The organism is Photobacterium profundum (genome assembly GCF_003026285.1).
Taxonomy (GTDB): domain Bacteria; phylum Pseudomonadota; class Gammaproteobacteria; order Enterobacterales; family Vibrionaceae; genus Photobacterium; species Photobacterium profundum.
In genome coordinates, this window is sequence record NZ_PYOD01000010.1 from 136,698 (window position 1) to 154,862 (window position 18,165).

Below are 18,165 nucleotides of genomic sequence, written 5' to 3' on the forward strand. Positions count from 1 at the left end.
CACAACAACAACGCCAAACAACCGACACACGTCAATTATTTGACAATGGTACCCGAACATTAATCAAATGAACACATATCGATTGCTTTTTAATGTATGAGCGAATGTAACACGCCTCTACTTCTGTTGTATGTTTGAATCACTTACTAACGATACTTCAGCCCCAAAATACCGACCTTGCCCGCCATGCACACCAAGCTGTTTTAATACTTGCCATTCATTATTATTTTCCACGCCAACAGCGATAACTTTTGCATTCGAATCGGCACTAGCACCGAGCATACTACGAACAAATAGTTGATTTTCTTGTCTTTGATGAATTTCACGGATAAGGCTTCGATGGAGTTTAATATAATCCACTTTGATATCTTTTATATAATGGGTACTTACAATGGTTCTTCCCGCCTGATCGATTACCAGTTTACAACCAAGACCGACGATCATCCGTGTGACAGGTCGCATAGCATCAAGGTGCTTAACTAAATTTCCCTCTGATATTTCAAACGATAGGCGATTCAGCACTGTTCGCGGGGTTTGTAATAACTCATCTCTTAGCCAACGAACAAAACTTTTATCTAGTAGTGCGGTGATACTGACATTAATAGAAAATACATCGTTCACTGGCATTGTTTTCAGTAATTGTAATGATTTGGCAATAACCAATTTATCCATGCGAATATTAAAACCAACCTGTTCAACAGCAGGAAGGAAGCGAGACGCTTTAATTAAAACACCATTTTCATCTTTAATACGTGCTAACAATTCACGATGAAGTAATGTTTCATCATCGGCATTCACTACTGGCTGCTGATACAATATCGGGCCACCAGCATTAAATATTGCATCTAACAAGGTACGCCAACGTACACTACCTCGACTATCATCCCATTGCTGTTCTTTCTTAAATGCATACCAACTGTTTGCCCGATGAAGCTGTGCACTCCGTAATGCCATATCAGCCTCATCCATAATGCGGCCTCGTCGCTCACCGTTAGAAAAGAAAGTTACCCCAATATGGCACCAATTATCCGTTTCAAGTGGTGCTGCTGGTGTTAATCTTTCTAATGCTTTTAATAGTTGACTGGTAAATTGCTTTATTTCTTTTGCCGATTGCTGTGGGATCATAATGGCAAATTCAGCATCAAAATAACGAGAAAGAACTGTATCTGAATAGCGCTGGATTAAATTAGATAAGATCATACCCACGTCTTGGATTAGATCATCAGCAGCCTCTTTTCCCTTTTCAGTCAACAATTGATCCCATTCTGAAATACGAATCAAAATAACAGACCCATAAGTATCTTGATCTTGTACTATTGATTCAAGACGGCTATCAAACAACACACGGTTTGCTGTACCCGTTAATTGATCAAGAAATGTATGAGTACGAATAAACGTATCAAAACGGCTGCGCTCTTGACGGGCATCTTTTAACTCAGCAATCATTTGATCAAGGGCTAAACTTGCTGTTGCAGGCCACTCCTCTTCAGAACCGACAGCATATTTATCGACACGCCCAGCAAGGATCATGCGTCCTCGTACTTCTAACAGCTCTGAACCATGTAATTGCCTACGTAACCAATTCATGCCCCATACCAAGCCCATAATAATGATCATGATAGCAATACTGATTGATGACATTGCACCTACCGAATAGGTAAACTCGGTATAAGGAGGTAGTGACTTAATATCGATATTAAAGCCTGTATTTTTCTCAAGCTGGTAATGGCTAATATGCAATACATTAGGGTCGGTGAGTGGATGCAAGCCTTTAAAAGAGTATATAGATCCTGCAGAGCTACTAATTTCAAGTTCAACGACATTACTGGCTTTTAATAAATGCGGTAGCCAACGTGAGAATGCTTGCGCGCCCTCAGGATCTGCCAATTGTTGATCGATAACGTTAACCACACCATCAAGATAGTTGGTCAGATAATTTTGCCCTAATTTTCGAAAGCTAATGGCACCGCCAATAAATACAACGAAAATAGCACAAATAACAATAAGCGTGACAAAAGCAACCAAACGATTGGTTAACTTCATCCCTGATGCTTTTCTCATATAACTCCAACGTTACAAGCAGTATTGATAGACTATAAACAGTTAACTAAAAATTACAGTGTCCAACAATGCAATTTGTTAATTACGTTAACAATGATTATCACTTGTTAGTCTATTAATGTGAATCATTGTCTGTAAACATAGTGATATGATTCAATGAATTTTATCACTCAATAAACGCTAAAAGCACAGCACCCATAATCGTGGCTAACAAAACTGGAGACCTATGGATTGGATCATTTGCACAAAAAGTTTCGTTACCGTTGTTGAACAAGGCTCTCTGGCTCAAGCAGCGACTAAACTCAATACATCAAGTTCAGCATTATCAAAGCGCCTTTCTTGGCTAGAAAAGCAGTTAGGTGTGCAACTATTAAAACGTACAACACGGAGTTTAACGGTAACAGATGCAGGTAAATTATTTTATCAACGCAGTGCAAGACTACTTGATGATTGGCAGCAAATGCTGGCTGAAACCACCTCAACATATGGTGAAGTTAGTGGCGTATTACGTATTGGCGCTCCTCTTGCCACTGGCAGTCGACTATTAGTTAACTACCTGGCTGAATTTATTGAGACTTATCCTAAGATTCAAGTCGAACTACACACAGTAACCCCCGGACAACTGCCCGATCTTAACCTTGATGTATTCATCAGCCGTGAATTAACCGACTTTAATTCATCCAGTTATATTGCAACGCGATTATTTGATTTCCAGCCTGGGTTTTACGCAGCCCCAAGTTATCTCGAAGATAAACCCATAATTGAAAACCACCAGCAACTAACAATGCATAATTGCCTGCTCTTTGGTACTCATGGGCATGAGCAAGAACACATTTTTGAGAACAACTTACACTTGCGCTTACGAGGTAATTTCACCACTCAAAACCCTGAAGCATTAGTTGCTGCTGCCGTTGCAGGAATGGGAATTATTCTGGCAGGGGGTAATACGGTGAAACGCGAGCTAAGTAAAGGTTTACTGGTACCAGTATTACCAGAGCTTAAACAGCCTATCAGTTCTGCTTATGCTTATTATCCCAAACTTGATTACAACCATGTAAAAACAAAATTATTTATTGATTTTATTAAAGAAAAATCCAACCTAAAAACTGATGAAAAGTCATTCAAGAAATCATAGACAATAAAAAAGCAGCGCGAACGCTGCTTCTTCTTACATCATGCTATTCCAAACCTACAACTAAGAAGTTGATTAGAATGGGATATCATCATCAAAATCCATTGGTGGCTCATTGTACTGCTGCTGAGGCTGTTGAGGAGCCTGTTGCTGCGGTGCCTGTTGTTGTTGCTGCTGAGGTGCAAAGTTCTGTTGAGGAGCCGCTGCAGGCTGTTGAGGTTTACCCCAATTACCTTGCTGCTGTTGCTGCTGCTGACCTTGACCGCCGCCTTGACGGCCACCTAGCATTTGCATTACACCGTTAAAGCCCTGAACAACAACCTCGGTTGTGTATTGATCTTGGCCTTGTTGGTTTTGCCATTTACGTGTTTGTAATTGACCTTCGATGTATACCTGTGAACCTTTACGCAAATATTCACCAGCAACTTCAGCAAGCTTACCGAACAGCGCCACACGGTGCCATTCTGTTTTTTCACGTTGCTCGCCCGTTGCCTTATCACGCCATGATTCAGAGGTAGCTATTGTTATATTAGCTACTGCACTACCACTTGGCATATAACGGATTTCTGGGTCATTACCTAAGTTACCGACTAAGATAACCTTATTTACGCCACGACTGGCCATACTTAACTCCAAATCTGTCTGCGTACTACCTGATTATCAATAGCCGCTTAGTCAAAGTTTACACTTAATCACGCAGTTTATCATGTTGACACCGCTCAAGCATAGCGCTCAAACTGTGTTATCTAACGCAATTTTTATTCATTATCTATGTAAATAAAAATCACACGCCTCAAGCGTATTGTTATCACACAAAAATACTGCCCCGATATATATATTCACGTAAAAACACAAATTATAAGCAGGTCTGTTATTGGCTAGATTTCACTCTTTATACTGTATCTTTATACAGCTCGCACTTTCAAGCTTTTCTTGCCTATGCAATAATAACAAATCAATTAGTCGACCATAAAGCTCATATTAATATGGATTATATCGAAGTCAGGGGTGCTCGCACTCACAACCTAAAAAATATCAATCTCTCTATTCCTCGCGATAAGCTGATTGTTATCACCGGCTTATCGGGTTCTGGGAAATCATCATTGGCTTTCGATACCTTATATGCAGAAGGTCAACGCCGCTATGTTGAATCACTGTCTGCCTATGCTCGCCAATTCCTATCGTTAATGGAAAAGCCCGATGTCGACCATATTGAAGGGCTATCGCCTGCAATATCAATTGAACAGAAATCAACATCGCATAACCCACGATCAACCGTCGGTACGATCACTGAAATTTATGACTACTTGCGCCTGCTCTATGCACGCGTGGGTGAACCGCGTTGCCCAACTCACGATGTAACGCTGGCAGCGCAAACTGTCAGCCAGATGGTGGATAAAGTACTAGAGTTGCCAGAAGGCAGTAAAATGATGCTGCTTGCCCCGATCGTGAAAGCGCGAAAAGGTGAGCACATAAAAACTCTGGCGAATCTTGCTGCTCAAGGCTATATCCGAGCGCGCATTAATGGCGAAGTATGTGATCTATCTGATCCACCAACCCTCGAATTACATAAAAAACATACCATTGAGGTCGTAGTCGATCGCTTCAAGGTGCGTGATGATCTACAGCTGCGTTTAGCTGAATCTTTCGAAACGGCTTTAGAATTATCAGGTGGTAATGTATTAATTTGCCCTATGGATGAGGAGCAACCTGCTGAGCTGTTATTTTCCGCTAATTTTGCCTGCCCACATTGTGGTTATAGCATGCAAGAACTGGAACCTCGTTTATTCTCATTTAATAATCCTGCCGGTGCATGTGGCACCTGTGACGGTTTAGGCGTTCAGCAATATTTTGACCCTGACCGTGTGATACAAAATGGGGATCTAAGCCTATCTGGCGGTGCAATCCGAGGCTGGGATAAACGTAATTTTTATTATTTTCAGATGTTGAAATCAATGGCTGAACACTATGATTTTAATGTTGAATCCGCCTTTAATGAGTTACCGAAAAAAATAAAAGATCTCATTCTTAATGGCTCGGGCAAAACTGAAATTGAATTTAAGTACATTAATGACCGTGGCGATATAACGGTCCGACGTCATCCTTTTGAGGGGATCCTCAACAATATGGAACGTCGTTATCGTGAAACAGAATCGAATGCTGTTCGTGAAGAGCTGGCGAAATTTGTGTCGACTAAACACTGTTCAAGCTGTCACGGTTCACGTTTACGTCAAGAGGCACGTCATGTATTTATTGCAGATACCAACCTACCTACCATTTGTGAAATGAGCATCAATGAAACATTTAACTTTTTTGATACGCTTTCATTGGTCGGCCAGCGAGGACAGATCGCCGATAAAATATTAAAAGAAATCAAAGATCGCTTAACCTTCTTAGTCAACGTCGGCCTTAACTACCTAAATTTATCACGCAGTGCCGATACGCTATCGGGCGGTGAAGCACAACGTATTCGCCTTGCAAGCCAAATAGGCGCGGGGCTCGTCGGTGTCATGTATGTACTTGATGAACCGTCAATAGGTCTTCATCAGCGTGATAATGAACGTTTGCTCAAAACTTTGAATCATCTGCGTGATCTCGGTAATACGGTTATCGTGGTCGAACATGATGAAGATGCGATTCGCGCAGCTGATTATGTGATTGATATTGGCCCAGGTGCCGGAGTGCACGGTGGTGAAATCATAGCAGAAGGCACAATGGCAGATATCCTTAATGCGCCTAAATCCTTAACCGGCCAGTATTTAAGTGGTAAAAAATCCATTGCTATCCCAGAACACCGGACACCGATGGATCCAAATAAAACCGTTAAATTACTGGGGGCGACAGGTAATAACCTTAAAAATGTCGACGTTGAAATCCCTGTCGGCCTCTTTACCTGTATTACTGGCGTTTCTGGTTCGGGTAAATCAACGCTTATCAATGATACTTTTTTCTGTATTGCTCACCACCAGCTCAATGGTGCAACAACCGGTGAAGCTGCCCCTTATCGTGAGATTCAAAATTTAGAACATTTTGATAAGGTCATTGAAATTGATCAAAGCCCAATAGGACGTACACCACGTTCTAATCCAGCAACTTATACCGGTATATTTACGCCAATACGTGAGCTATTTGCGGGCACCCAAGAATCTCGCTCTCGTGGTTATAAACCAGGCCGCTTTAGTTTTAATGTAAAAGGCGGACGTTGCGAATCTTGCCAAGGTGACGGGCTAATCAAAGTCGAAATGCATTTCTTGCCGGATGTCTATGTGCCTTGTGACTCTTGTAAGAGCAAGCGCTACAACCGTGAAACGTTGGAAGTGCGCTACAAAGGTAAATCTATTCACGAAGTCTTGGATTTAACGGTTGAAGATGCTCGTGAATTTTTTGATCCCGTTCCCGCTATTGCAAGAAAACTACAAACATTAATGGATGTCGGTTTATCGTATATCCGCTTAGGTCAAGCTGCGACCACCCTTTCTGGTGGTGAAGCACAACGCGTGAAGTTAGCTCGTGAGCTATCGAAGCGAGATACCGGACAAACACTGTATATATTGGATGAACCAACCACAGGGTTACACTTCCATGATATTCAGCAGCTGCTAGTCGTACTGCATCGCTTGCGTGATAGAGGTAATACTATCGTGGTCATCGAGCATAATCTTGATGTGGTAAAAACGGCAGATTGGATTATCGATTTGGGTCCAGAAGGTGGTAACGGTGGTGGTGAAATTGTTGCCACAGGTACACCTGAGCAAGTCGCTCAAGTGGCTGGTTCACATACTGCATACTTCCTTAAACCTCTTTTGCCCTAAGCTGCTAAGAAATCGACGTCATAGGCTGATATAATTATCAGCCTTTATTTTGCGAAAACATGTCAACAAGCATGGATATAAAATGACAGTGTTACACTTACAAGGCACCAAGCTCGCAGAACAGCGCATGAGTAAACCACTAGTGAAACCATTCATTGTTTCGCTCGGTTTTTTATTTGTGCTAACGATGCACTACTTCCAGCATAACCCTGGCGGTTCAGGGCTTGAACTGTCATTTAATAGCACCAGTTGGATTCCATTTAGCATCGCTATTTCACTAGGGTTATTAGAAATCTGTCGTCAAAAAGTATGGCGCTACTCTCGGCTAACCCTCGTATTATTTACTTGCTGTCTATTGCTCACCTTACCTGTTTTTTATCCCAATGCTGACGCATCGGCAGTCGCTAACCGACTGATTGCACTTTGGGCAGGGTTCTTATTTTTTATCGGGTTACAGCAGTTTACGTTTACCCCAAAGCAGCGCCAGCGCATGTTGTGGTTGATTCTTATTAGTGTGTTTATTCAAACGGCTTTTGGCTGGTATCAGTTCATGTGGATGGAAGCCGATAATGCTTTTGGTTACAACACACTGATCAACCGACCTTATGGCATTTTTCAGCAACCAAATGTAATGGCAAGTTTTCTGGCAACTGGGTTAGTACTGTCATCTTACTTACTTGCACGCATTCCGATGTATCGTGGTAAGTGGTCATGGCAGCAGCTTCTGTTACTACTCACTCCCGTCATCACGATCCCAATCATTGTGGTATTGAGTTCTCGCACAGGTTGGATAGGAGCAATCGTCGGTGTTGGTCTAATGATCCCCTACCTACGTCGCTTTGCTGCAAAAGCTCAATTACGCATGTGGTTATTGATGATTGTGATGGGGTTAAGTCTATCTTGGAGCATTAATTCCGCTACAGATTGGGGGCCAAAAACTGAACGAATGACGCTTGAAAGCGCTCGTTATACTATTATCCCGCAAGCTTATAAAATGTTTCGTACCGAGCCATTAATGGGCTACGGCTATGGTAAATTTGAGCCCGCCTATATCACCCAAACTGCAAGATGGCATCAAGCGGATCCCAATCAGCCTTACGGGGTACCTAATTTAGACCACCCTCATAATGAACTGGCTTACTGGGCAGCTGAGGGGGGCATCATTCCTCTGATTGCATTGCTGCTTGCGGCGGCAGCTGTATTATTTAAAATCAGCAAGGCAAGAGAAGGCACTCAACTCGCATTGGTTGGGCTTTTCTTTCCCATCGTTTTACACACGCAATTAGAGTACCCCTTCTACCACTCATTAGCTCATTGGGTTATTTTTATCATCCTGATTTATTGGGTCGATAACCTAACAGCAAAATATAATAAACATGAAATGCAGTATGTAATGGCGATTAAATCTTTGGCGTTAGTCATGCCCATTGTCATTAGTGGTTTTATGTTAACAACCTTGTACTCGGGTTGGTTGTTAACCAAATTTGAAACGACACGTCCTGTTAATATTAATTACTTAATGCAGGTTAATAATCCTTGGGCTTGGCAAAACCGTTTTGATTGGGATTTACATTTAACGCAACTCCAGCTGGGAGCCTCGAGTCAAAACCCTGCACTCATAGAGGAATACATTCAATGGGCAACAAAAAAAGCCGTTAATTGGCCTCGTCCAGCGCTATATCATAACTTGATTTCAGCTTATCAATTACTCGGTAAGCCAGAACAAGCGAGCCAAATAAAGCAAGAAGCCGAATATTTATTTCCAGGTTCTGACTTCTCAACTTCAGAAGCACAAACCGCACTACCTTCTGGCATCATTTCCCAAGCTAACATGCTCAACGACGTAAATTAGAACAACAAAAGTTTCTATCCAATATTGATCAAAAACGGCTACCGAGGTAGCCGTTTTATTTAATTTACCAATGATGACTTTTTACTTCAATGTCGATTCCAAGGCTTTTAGGCATAATGCGACATTTTCACTACGTGCAGCATATCCCATCAAGCCAATACGCCATGCTTTACCACCTAGAGCCCCGAGCCCAGCACCAATTTCAAGGTTATAACGCTCAAGTAATGTTTTACGTACTAATGCATCATCAACGCCATCAGGAATATACACCGCATTAAGCTGTGGCAAACGCGAGGCTTCATCAACAACAAAAGTAATACCGAGTTTTTCTAAGCCTTCACGCAAGTCTAAATGAACATCTTTATGGCGTTGCCAAGCATTTTCTAATCCTTCATTTTGTAGTAATACCAAGGCTTCATGCAGTGCATACAAGCTATTGACTGGCGCAGTATGATGATAAGTTCGCTTGCCTTCCCCGCTCCAATACCCGAGTACTAAACTTTGATCCAAGAACCAACTTTGCACGGGTGTTTTACGATCTTGAATTTTATCAATCGCGCGCTGAGAAAAAGTTAATGGTGATAAACCAGGCACGCATGATAAACATTTCTGGCTACCAGAATAAACGGCATCTAACTGCCATTCATCAACCAATAAAGGAACACCGCCTAACGATGTCACGGCATCAACAATGGTCAAACAATCATGTTTACGTGCCAGTTTCGCCAGCGCTTCAGCATCACTTAACGCACCCGTTGATGTTTCAGCATGCACAAATGCTAATATTTTCGCATCTGGGTTATCAATTAACGCTTGTTCCACCAGCTTAGGATCAACAGGCTCTCCCCAAGCATTATCGACAACAACGGCTTGCCCACCACATCGTTCAACATTTTCTCGCATGCGATCGCCAAATACACCATTACGGCAAACAATGACCTTATCACCTGGCTCCACAAGGTTAACAAAACATGCTTCCATACCTGCACTACCAGGGGCAGACACAGCAATCGTAAATGTATTTTTAGTCTGAAAAGCATATTGCAGTAGCTGTTTTAGCTCATCCATCATCCCAACAAAAAGTGGATCTAAATGTCCAACTGTCGGTCGACTAAGTGCCTGTAAAACTTGAGGGTAGATATCTGAAGGTCCGGGTCCCATTAGTGTTCGTTGCGGTGGGTAAAAGCTAGTAATTGTCATTATTCTATCTTCCTGAAGTAAGTTGTAATCAATCCCTGTATTTTCGTTATTTTTCTAACTGTAGGGCGGGAATTATTAGGGTTGCACAACAACAGAATATTAAATCAACCATACTCAGTGCAAGTCTCATTCAACACTAACATAACGAATGACATAAGCGATTGCATTTTTATCGCATAAATAACCACAGAAAGATTGACAACCTAGTAACAAATCCTATTCAATGAGGAGAGTTTTTGTTCATCCTGCTGGTATTAATACCACTAGGTAAAACGGAAGAGGAGCGTTACCCAGGTATTTAGATTGCAGGGCCCCACCCTAAAGCAGCCTAAAGAGGGGGAGTAACGCCGAGATATTACTGATGGGGATCAGCGATATCGGCTATGAAGGTTGAATCCTTCTGGCTGTCACCTTTTTATGCATAAGTAACATATAAAAAGGTGGGGAGCTTCTGGTTGTAGCGCTATTCGTACGTCTCGCCTTTCTGCTCTCCTGACAATTGGATGTCGGGAATATCCTCCCGCGTAAATTCGTTTTTATCATTTTACTGAGATTGGGAGTCTTACCTTGAGCCTTGTAGATAGTAATGTAAATCCGCACACATCGTTAACCGTTGCCAAGTTTGGTGGTACAAGTGTTGCAGACTTCACCGCGATGAGTCGCAGTGCAGCAATAATTCAACATGCACCACACACACGCTTAGTCTTAATTAGTGCCTGTTCTGGAGTCACCAATATCTTAGTCGAGCTGGCTAATGGTGTTACTGACACTCAACAACGCCATGCTTTATTAACTCGCTTAACCGATATACACCAATCTGTATTAAACCAATTAGAGCAACCACAGCAAGCTAAAGAAGCTATTACTATATTGCTTCAAAATGTAGCTGAATTAGCGAAAAAAGCAGTCATTGAAAAATCAGTCCCCCTTACCGATCAGCTTGTTTCCCATGGCGAGTTACTTTCTACTCACCTATTTGCTCAAATATTGAGAGAGCTTGGCATCAAAGCCATTCGATTTGATATTCGAGATGTAATGCGTACAGATGGGCAATTTGGTAAAGCCATTCCTCAGCCCAGTATTATCCGCCAATTATCAGAACAACACCTTTTACCACAACTAAAAGAATATGTAGTGGTATCTCAAGGCTTTATAGGCTCTGACGAACAAGGAAACACAACCACATTAGGCCGTGGTGGCAGTGACTATAGTGCCGCCTTAATGGCAGAAGCTATCGGGGCATCGACTTTAGAAATTTGGACTGATGTACCAGGCATGTATACCACTGACCCACGCATCGCCACGAAAGCAAAACCAATAAAAGAAATCAGCTTCAGCGAAGCATCTGAAATGGCCAATTTTGGTGCCAAAATATTACACCCATCAACATTAGTGCCTGCAATAAGACAGCAAATACCCGTCTTCATTGGTTCATCGAAAGCCCCCGAGCAAGGTGGTACCTGGATCCGAGAAACGGTGTCTGACGCCCCATTATTTAGAGCCCTAGCACTTCGTTGTAATCAAACAATGGTGACATTAACCAGCCTCAATATGTTCCATGCTTACGGCTTCTTAGCTGAAGTTTTTCGTATTTTAGCTGAACATAAAATATCAGTGGATTTGATAACCACCTCTGAAGTGAGTGTATCTTTAACGTTAGATCAAACAGATACCAGTGGTGGCGCACCAACACTTCCAGCGCAAGCACTAGCGGAACTCAGTGAACTATGCCGCGTTGAGGTCGAGCAAGATCTTTGCTTAGTTGCATTGATTGGTAATCAAATGAGCAGCACTAAAGGATCAGCAAAAACAGTTTTCAGCACGCTTGAAGACTACAACCTACGCATGATTTGCTATGGTGCAAGCCCGCACAATTTATGTTTTCTAGTAAAAGCACAAGATGCTAAATCTGCTATCAAAGATCTCCATTGCGCTATCTTTGAATAAAGCGAAAACCATAAACTGGTAACAAAAAAGAAGGCGCTTAAATGAGCGCCTTCTTTGCGTTCAAACCAGCATTATAAATTCGGTCCTAGCCACTTTTCAGCTTCAATCAGATCCCAGCCTTTACGATCAGCATAGCTGTCGCGCTGATCTTCTTGGATCTGAGCAACCGCAAAGTAACGAGACTCCGGATGAGAAAAATACCACCCCGACACAGCTGCACCTGGCCACATAGCATAGCTTTCAGTTAATACCATGCCAGTGTTAGCCTCTGCATCTAGCAATGACCAGATGGTGCCTTTTTCTGTATGCTCGGGACACGCAGGGTACCCAGGTGCAGGACGTATACCTTGGTATTTTTCACGAATCAAATCTTCATTCGCCAGCGACTCTTCAGGTGCATAGCCCCAAATTTCTTTCCGTACCGTTTCATGCATACATTCAGCAAAAGCCTCAGCTAAGCGATCTGCAATCGCCTGTATCATAATCGCGTTATAGTCGTCGCCTTTGGCTTTAAACTGTTCAGCAATATCATACTCCCCGATACCGCCCGTTACAGCAAAAGCGCCGATCCAGTCGGCTTTGTTACTTTCTTTCGGTGCAATATAATCCGATAAGCAATAGTTAGGTCCTTTCGGTTTTTTCGTCTGTTGACGCAACCCACACAGTACCGTCATTACTTCAGAGCGAGTCTCATCGGTATATACTTCAATATCGTCACCAATATTATTTGCTGGGAATAATCCACACACACCGTTTGCTTTGATCATCCCTGTACGCTCAATTTCATCCAGCAATACATTGGCATCATCAAATAAACGCTGAGCCTCTTCCCCCACAACTTCATGGCGCAAAATTGTTGGATACTTACCACTTAATGACCAAGTCATAAAAAATGGTGTCCAATCAATATATTTACGAATTTTAGATATAGGGAAATCAGTAAATACATGTATACCCGATTTTGCTGGTACAGGGGGAATATAACTATCCCAATCGATGGCAACTTTGTTTTCACGTGCTTGCTCTAACGTAACAGGTGCTGTCCGTGGTTTTTTACGGGCATGTTGTTCACGTACCGTAATATATTCTTTATCTAAGCGCTCAATGAATGCTGGTCGCAGTTCATCGGATAACAATGCAGAACAAACCCCTACAGCACGAGAAGCATTGGATACATAAACAACAGGTGCATGATAGTTTTCTTCAATCTTAACCGCAGTATGCGCTTTAGAGGTCGTTGCACCACCAATTAGCAATGGCAGCTCAAAGCCTTGTCGCTCCATCTCTTTAGCCACATGCACCATTTCATCTAATGATGGAGTAATGAGGCCACTTAAACCTATGATGTCGACATTTTCTTCTTTTGCTACTTTCAGAATTTGATCACAAGAAACCATTACCCCAAGGTCAATAATTTCATAGTTGTTACATTGCAATACAACGCCCACGATATTCTTACCAATATCGTGAACATCACCTTTCACTGTTGCCAGCAGAATTTTACCATTGGTATAACCCGCTTGTTTTTCAGCGTTGATATAAGGTTCAAGATGAGCAACAGCTTGCTTCATAACACGGGCTGATTTAACCACCTGAGGTAAGAACATTTTACCTTCACCAAAGAGATCGCCGACAACATTCATACCCGCCATTAACGGTCCTTCAATTACTTCTAGAGGCTTAGAAGCATTAGTTCGGGCTTCTTCCGTATCTTCCACAATGAACTCAGTTATCCCTTTAACCAACGCGTGTGATAAGCGCTTTTCTACAGGCCAGCCTCGCCACTCTTGCAGCGTACGATCTTCCTCAACTTTACCACTACCACGGTATTTATCCGCAATATCCAGTAAACGTTCGGTACTATCATCACGGCGGTTTAAGACGACATCTTCCACGGCATTACGGAGTTCATCGGTTAAATCATCATAAATCGCAAGTTGCCCTGCATTCACAATCCCCATATCCATACCATTTTTAAAACAGTAATAAAGGAATACGGCATGGATCGCTTCTCGAATCGGATCATTCCCTCTAAACGAGAAAGACACATTAGACACACCACCTGAAACCATGGCGTAAGGCAGTGTACGTTTGATATCTCCTACCGCCTCAATGAAATCGACGGCATAGTTGTTATGCTCATCAATACCTGTTGCTACGGCAAAAATATTAGGATCGAAAATAATATCTTCAGGCGGGAAACCGACTTCATCCACCAAAATATGATAGGCATTAGTACAAATCTCGATTTTACGTTCACGAGTATCTGCTTGCCCTTCTTCATCAAAAGCCATCACAATAACCGCTGCACCATAACGGCGGATCAATTTCGCTTGTGCAATAAACTTGTCAACCCCCTCTTTCATCGATATAGAGTTGACGATCGGTTTGCCTTGAACACACTTCAAACCCGCTTCAAGTACTTCCCATTTTGATGAATCCACCATAATGGGTACTTTTGATATTTCCGGTTCAGTCGCACATAAATTTAAGAAGCGTACCATTGCCGCTTCTGCATCCAGCATGCCCTCATCCATATTAATATCGATAATTTGAGCGCCAGCTTCTACTTGTTGGCGCGCGACCTCTAACGCTTCATCATATAATTCATCTTTGATAAGTCGCTTGAAACGAGCAGAACCTGTTACATTAGTTCGCTCTCCCACATTTACAAATAAGGTATCAGCAGAAATAGTGAGAGGTTCTAATCCTGATAAACGACAAGCAACAGGGATATCAGGTAACTGACGAGGTTTAACATTTCGAGTAACTTGTTCCATTAAGCGAATATGCTCAGGCGTTGTACCACAACAACCACCCACCAAATTGAGAAATCCACTTTTCGCCCATTCTTCAATATGTTCAGCCATATCTTCAGGGCTAAGATCATACTCTCCAAATGCATTCGGCAACCCCGCATTCGGGTGAGCAGAAACTGCGCTTTCAGAGATCCGAGATAACTCATCAACATATTGACGTAATTCATCAGGGCCTAACGCACAGTTCAAACCAAACGAGATTGGCTTTACGTGACGAAGAGAATTATAGAAAGCTTCCGTTGTTTGACCTGAAAGTGTTCGTCCCGAGGCATCGGTGATTGTGCCTGAAATCATGATAGGTAAAACAACACCATCTTCGTCAAAAACAGTTTCAACAGCGAAAGTACACGCTTTTGCGTTCAACGTATCAAAAATAGTTTCTACTAAGATTAAATCAACGCCACCAGCAATAAGAGCACGCGTTGATTCAGAATAAGCTTCAACTAACTGGTCAAAGGTAACATTACGAAAGCTAGGATCATTAACGTCAGGCGAAATTGAACACGTTCGGTTAGTAGGGCCGAGTACCCCAGCAACAAAGCGTGGTTTAGATGGGGTTTTTAGCGTCCACTCATCTGCAGCTTGACGAGCTAATTTAGCCGCTTCAAAGTTAATCTCGGCACTCAGACTTTCCATGTCATAGTCAGCCATGGCAATAGTCGTTGCATTGAATGTGTTAGTTTCTAGAATATCAGCACCCGCTTCTAGGTACTCGCTATGAATATCCTTAATTAACTGTGGTTGTGTTAAGACGAGAAGGTCATTATTCCCTTTAAGATCTGAGTGCCAATCAGCAAAACGTTCACCTCGATAATCATTTTCATCCAATTTATAGCCTTGGATCATGGTGCCCATGCCACCATCAATGATCAGGATGTTTTCTGCTAACCGCTTCTGTAGTATTTCCTTACTCTTCACCACCACATTACTTCCTTATTTTATATTACAGCTTAATAACATCCTACCATAGCCCCTACGGAAATCTAGACGTCTAAATGCCTTTTAATAAACAAAACAAATACAGAATAAAAGAAAGTTTTTATAGCTATCATCGTCCGATGGTTTTATATTTTGTGACAATTTTACTATTTACTCTGAAATCAATTAGAGGTTGATGCATGTCGGTCTACAGTACCCTATGCTTTCTCGCAGCAGCTGCGATGGCAATTGCTTTTATAAACAGCAAGATCGGTAAGATGCAAACAACAATTGCTATTACTGCAGGCGCATTAATGTTGTCTTTAGGTATCATTATTGCTGGTCAGAATGGCTGGTTTCACTTAGAAGATATTGCAGCTGAACAGCTTGCTGGTATCGACTTTGAAAGCTTTTTACTTAAAGGGATTTTAGGCTTTTTGCTTTTTGCTGGCGGGCTAGGAATTAAACTTCCTAATCTAGAAGATCAAAAGTGGGAAATTACTGTTTTAGCCTTGGGCGCTACACTTTTTTCAACTTTTTTCATCGGTGGTGCGCTTTGGGGTATATGTCAATTATTAGGCTTTCAATTCGATTTAATCTACTGCTTAATCTTTGGCTCTTTAATATCACCAACGGACCCAATCGCTGTACTTGCTATAGTTAAAAAGCTAGATGCACCTCGTCGTATTTCAACACAAATTGAAGGGGAGTCATTATTTAACGATGGCTTTGGTCTCGTTATTTTTGTCACATTATTCACTATCGCCTTTGGTAATGAAGCCCCAACAGTCTTAGGTGTAGGGCAATTATTCCTACAAGAAGCAATCGGGGGTATTGCTTATGGCTTTATTCTTGGTCTGCTTTTCCATTATTTGATTAGCTCCACGAATGATCACTCCATGGAGCTATTACTAACACTAGGTATTCCAACTGCTGGTTATGTATTTGCCGATGTTATTCATGTATCAGGGCCATTAGCAATGGTTGTATCTGGCATTATGATTGGTAACTGGACACGTTATATTGGTTTTTCGAAAGAAAGTGAAGAGCATTTAGATCACTTTTGGGAGTTAGTTGATGAATTCCTAAATGGCGTTCTATTTTTACTTATCGGTATGACAATGCTTCAATTTAGCTTCCACCAAGAAGATTGGGTACTGATGGTAATCGCAATCCCTCTCGTATTACTGAGCCGTTATCTAAGCGTGAAACTATCTTATGTTGGCTTTCATAAGTATCGCGATTACAACCCACACTCAGTAAAAATATTAACTTGGGGTGGCTTACGTGGTGGTTTAGCTTTAGCAATGGCTATGGCTATTCCCGCTGGTGTTATTGTGATACCAGAAAAAAATATTGATGTAAGAGAGATCATTCTTGTCATGACTTATGCTGTTGTCGTTTTCTCCATCCTAATTCAAGGGTCAACGATCACCTCATTAATTCATAGAGCCAAAGAGTGGGAAGCTCAGAACAAATAACCACACAATCAGATAAATATAAAAGACCTGCAGTTGCAGGTCTTTTTTTGTTATAAAAGAACATGACTAACATCTTTAAATAAGCCTTACTTGCAATTGTGCAGCTCCTTCTGGCACTGATACCCATTATTTCACACGACAGATAGAAGTATTCGTAGGTTGTGCAGGCTTTAACACAACGATACTGCAGATAATTTCGATAACGTTAGTACCTTTCCATCCTCTTTTAGCCCAACGCAATAAAACAGGTATAGAGCTGAATACGATAGAAGTGTTTAGCAAACCAAGACTTCTATAATTGTGATCGGTGCTTTCTTATTCCTCGAGTTTTACACGATCTCGGTATGACAGGTCGCCAAGCTCTATAATAAAAAGCCTAACCAGCAGAGCAACCACTCTGCAGTGTCTATTCTGTGCTAATGTCCATTTGATACAGACGTAAAAAGCCCTCGTCTTTCCTGCTCTACCGTAAACAGGGGACTTCTTCAATAATGGCTACGTTAACGGGACTTTCTATTTACCTCGAAACCAGCGCTACCCCGGCGTAACAGGCCGCTAAGCTCTCCAATAAAAAGCCAACCAACAGAACGACCACTTCGCAGTGTCTATTCAGTTCTAACTTCCATTATCTACAGACGTAAAAAAGCCCTAGTCTTTCCTACTCTACCGTAAACAGGGGGGACTTTTTCAATAATGACTACGTTAACAGGACTTTCTATTTACCTCGAAACCAGCACGCCCCCGGCGTGACAGGCCGCTAAGCTCCCCAATAAAAAGCCTAACCAACTGAACTACCACTCCGCAGTATCTATTCAGTTTCCATTTTCTATAGACGTAAAAAAGCCCTAATCTTTCGATTAGGGCTTCTTCAATAATGGCGGAGTGGACGGGACTCGAACCCGCGACCCCCGGCGTGACAGGCCGGTATTCTAACCAACTGAAC

General features: G+C 42.0%; 9 protein-coding genes and 1 riboswitch. Of the genes, 5 read left to right on the forward strand and 4 right to left on the reverse strand.

The window, feature by feature from the left end:
* Positions 1-117: 117 nt before the first annotated feature.
* On the reverse strand, positions 118-2,061 hold the full coding sequence (gene csrD, locus C9J48_RS19825) for an RNase E specificity factor CsrD (protein ID WP_036803936.1): 1,944 nt from the start codon (positions 2,059-2,061) through the stop codon (positions 118-120).
* A 226-nt stretch (positions 2,062-2,287) separates the two neighbouring features.
* Here csrD and C9J48_RS19830 point away from each other — a divergent pair, with 226 nt between their 5' ends.
* Positions 2,288-3,196 carry a LysR family transcriptional regulator gene (locus C9J48_RS19830; RefSeq protein ID WP_006232383.1) on the forward strand — a complete coding sequence of 303 codons (909 nt, stop codon included), beginning with the start codon at positions 2,288-2,290 and terminating at the stop codon, positions 3,194-3,196.
* Between the two features lie 72 nt (positions 3,197-3,268).
* Here C9J48_RS19830 and C9J48_RS19835 read toward each other — a convergent pair whose 3' ends face one another.
* On the reverse strand, positions 3,269-3,817 hold the full coding sequence (locus C9J48_RS19835; RefSeq protein ID WP_006232382.1) for a single-stranded DNA-binding protein: 549 nt from the start codon (positions 3,815-3,817) through the stop codon (positions 3,269-3,271).
* Positions 3,818-4,179: 362 nt separating this feature from the next.
* Between C9J48_RS19835 and uvrA the strand changes: the two genes are divergently transcribed.
* Both uvrA and C9J48_RS19845 read left to right on the forward strand, forming a co-directional pair.
* Positions 4,180-7,005 carry an excinuclease ABC subunit UvrA gene (gene uvrA / locus C9J48_RS19840; RefSeq protein ID WP_006232381.1) on the forward strand — a complete coding sequence of 942 codons (2,826 nt, stop codon included), beginning with the start codon at positions 4,180-4,182 and terminating at the stop codon, positions 7,003-7,005.
* Positions 7,006-7,087: 82 nt separating this feature from the next.
* Positions 7,088-8,857: a PglL family O-oligosaccharyltransferase gene (locus tag C9J48_RS19845; RefSeq protein ID WP_006232380.1), complete on the forward strand. Its 1,770-nt coding sequence runs from the start codon at positions 7,088-7,090 to the stop codon at positions 8,855-8,857.
* A gap of 81 nt (positions 8,858-8,938) precedes the next feature.
* Here the strand turns inward: C9J48_RS19845 and C9J48_RS19850 are convergent, their stop codons facing one another.
* The gene (locus C9J48_RS19850; RefSeq protein WP_006232379.1) at positions 8,939-10,057 is read right to left on the reverse strand and encodes a pyridoxal-phosphate-dependent aminotransferase family protein; all 1,119 of its coding nucleotides are present in this window, start codon (positions 10,055-10,057) and stop codon (positions 8,939-8,941) included.
* 268 nt (positions 10,058-10,325) lie between these two features.
* Positions 10,326-10,516, forward strand: a riboswitch (Lysine riboswitch).
* Positions 10,517-10,624: 108 nt separating this feature from the next.
* On the opposite strand from C9J48_RS19850, the gene lysC reads away from it, so the two are divergent.
* Positions 10,625-12,004 carry a lysine-sensitive aspartokinase 3 gene (lysC, locus tag C9J48_RS19855; RefSeq protein ID WP_006232378.1) on the forward strand — a complete coding sequence of 460 codons (1,380 nt, stop codon included), beginning with the start codon at positions 10,625-10,627 and terminating at the stop codon, positions 12,002-12,004.
* 71 nt (positions 12,005-12,075) lie between these two features.
* On the opposite strand, the gene metH is transcribed toward lysC, so the two are convergent.
* Positions 12,076-15,747, reverse strand: a complete 3,672-nt coding sequence (gene metH / locus C9J48_RS19860) for a methionine synthase (RefSeq protein ID WP_006232377.1) — start codon at positions 15,745-15,747, stop codon at positions 12,076-12,078.
* Between the two features lie 194 nt (positions 15,748-15,941).
* On the opposite strand from metH, the gene C9J48_RS19865 reads away from it, so the two are divergent.
* Positions 15,942-17,222 (forward strand): cation:proton antiporter, encoded by a 1,281-nt coding sequence (locus C9J48_RS19865; protein WP_006232376.1) that lies wholly within the window; start codon positions 15,942-15,944, stop codon positions 17,220-17,222.
* Positions 17,223-18,165 lie beyond the last annotated feature (943 nt).

Bases quoted from the DNA above. Each gene is read 5' to 3' on its own strand.
- csrD (WP_036803936.1), bottom strand. From the start codon at position 2,061: ATGAGAAAAGCATCAGGGATGAAGTTAACCAATCGTTTGGTTGCTTTT.
- C9J48_RS19830 (WP_006232383.1), top strand. From the start codon at position 2,288: ATGGATTGGATCATTTGCACAAAAAGTTTCGTTACCGTTGTTGAACAA.
- C9J48_RS19835 (WP_006232382.1), bottom strand. From the start codon at position 3,817: ATGGCCAGTCGTGGCGTAAATAAGGTTATCTTAGTCGGTAACTTAGGT.
- uvrA (WP_006232381.1), top strand. From the start codon at position 4,180: ATGGATTATATCGAAGTCAGGGGTGCTCGCACTCACAACCTAAAAAAT.
- C9J48_RS19845 (WP_006232380.1), top strand. From the start codon at position 7,088: ATGACAGTGTTACACTTACAAGGCACCAAGCTCGCAGAACAGCGCATG.
- C9J48_RS19850 (WP_006232379.1), bottom strand. From the start codon at position 10,057: ATGACAATTACTAGCTTTTACCCACCGCAACGAACACTAATGGGACCC.
- C9J48_RS19865 (WP_006232376.1), top strand. From the start codon at position 15,942: ATGTCGGTCTACAGTACCCTATGCTTTCTCGCAGCAGCTGCGATGGCA.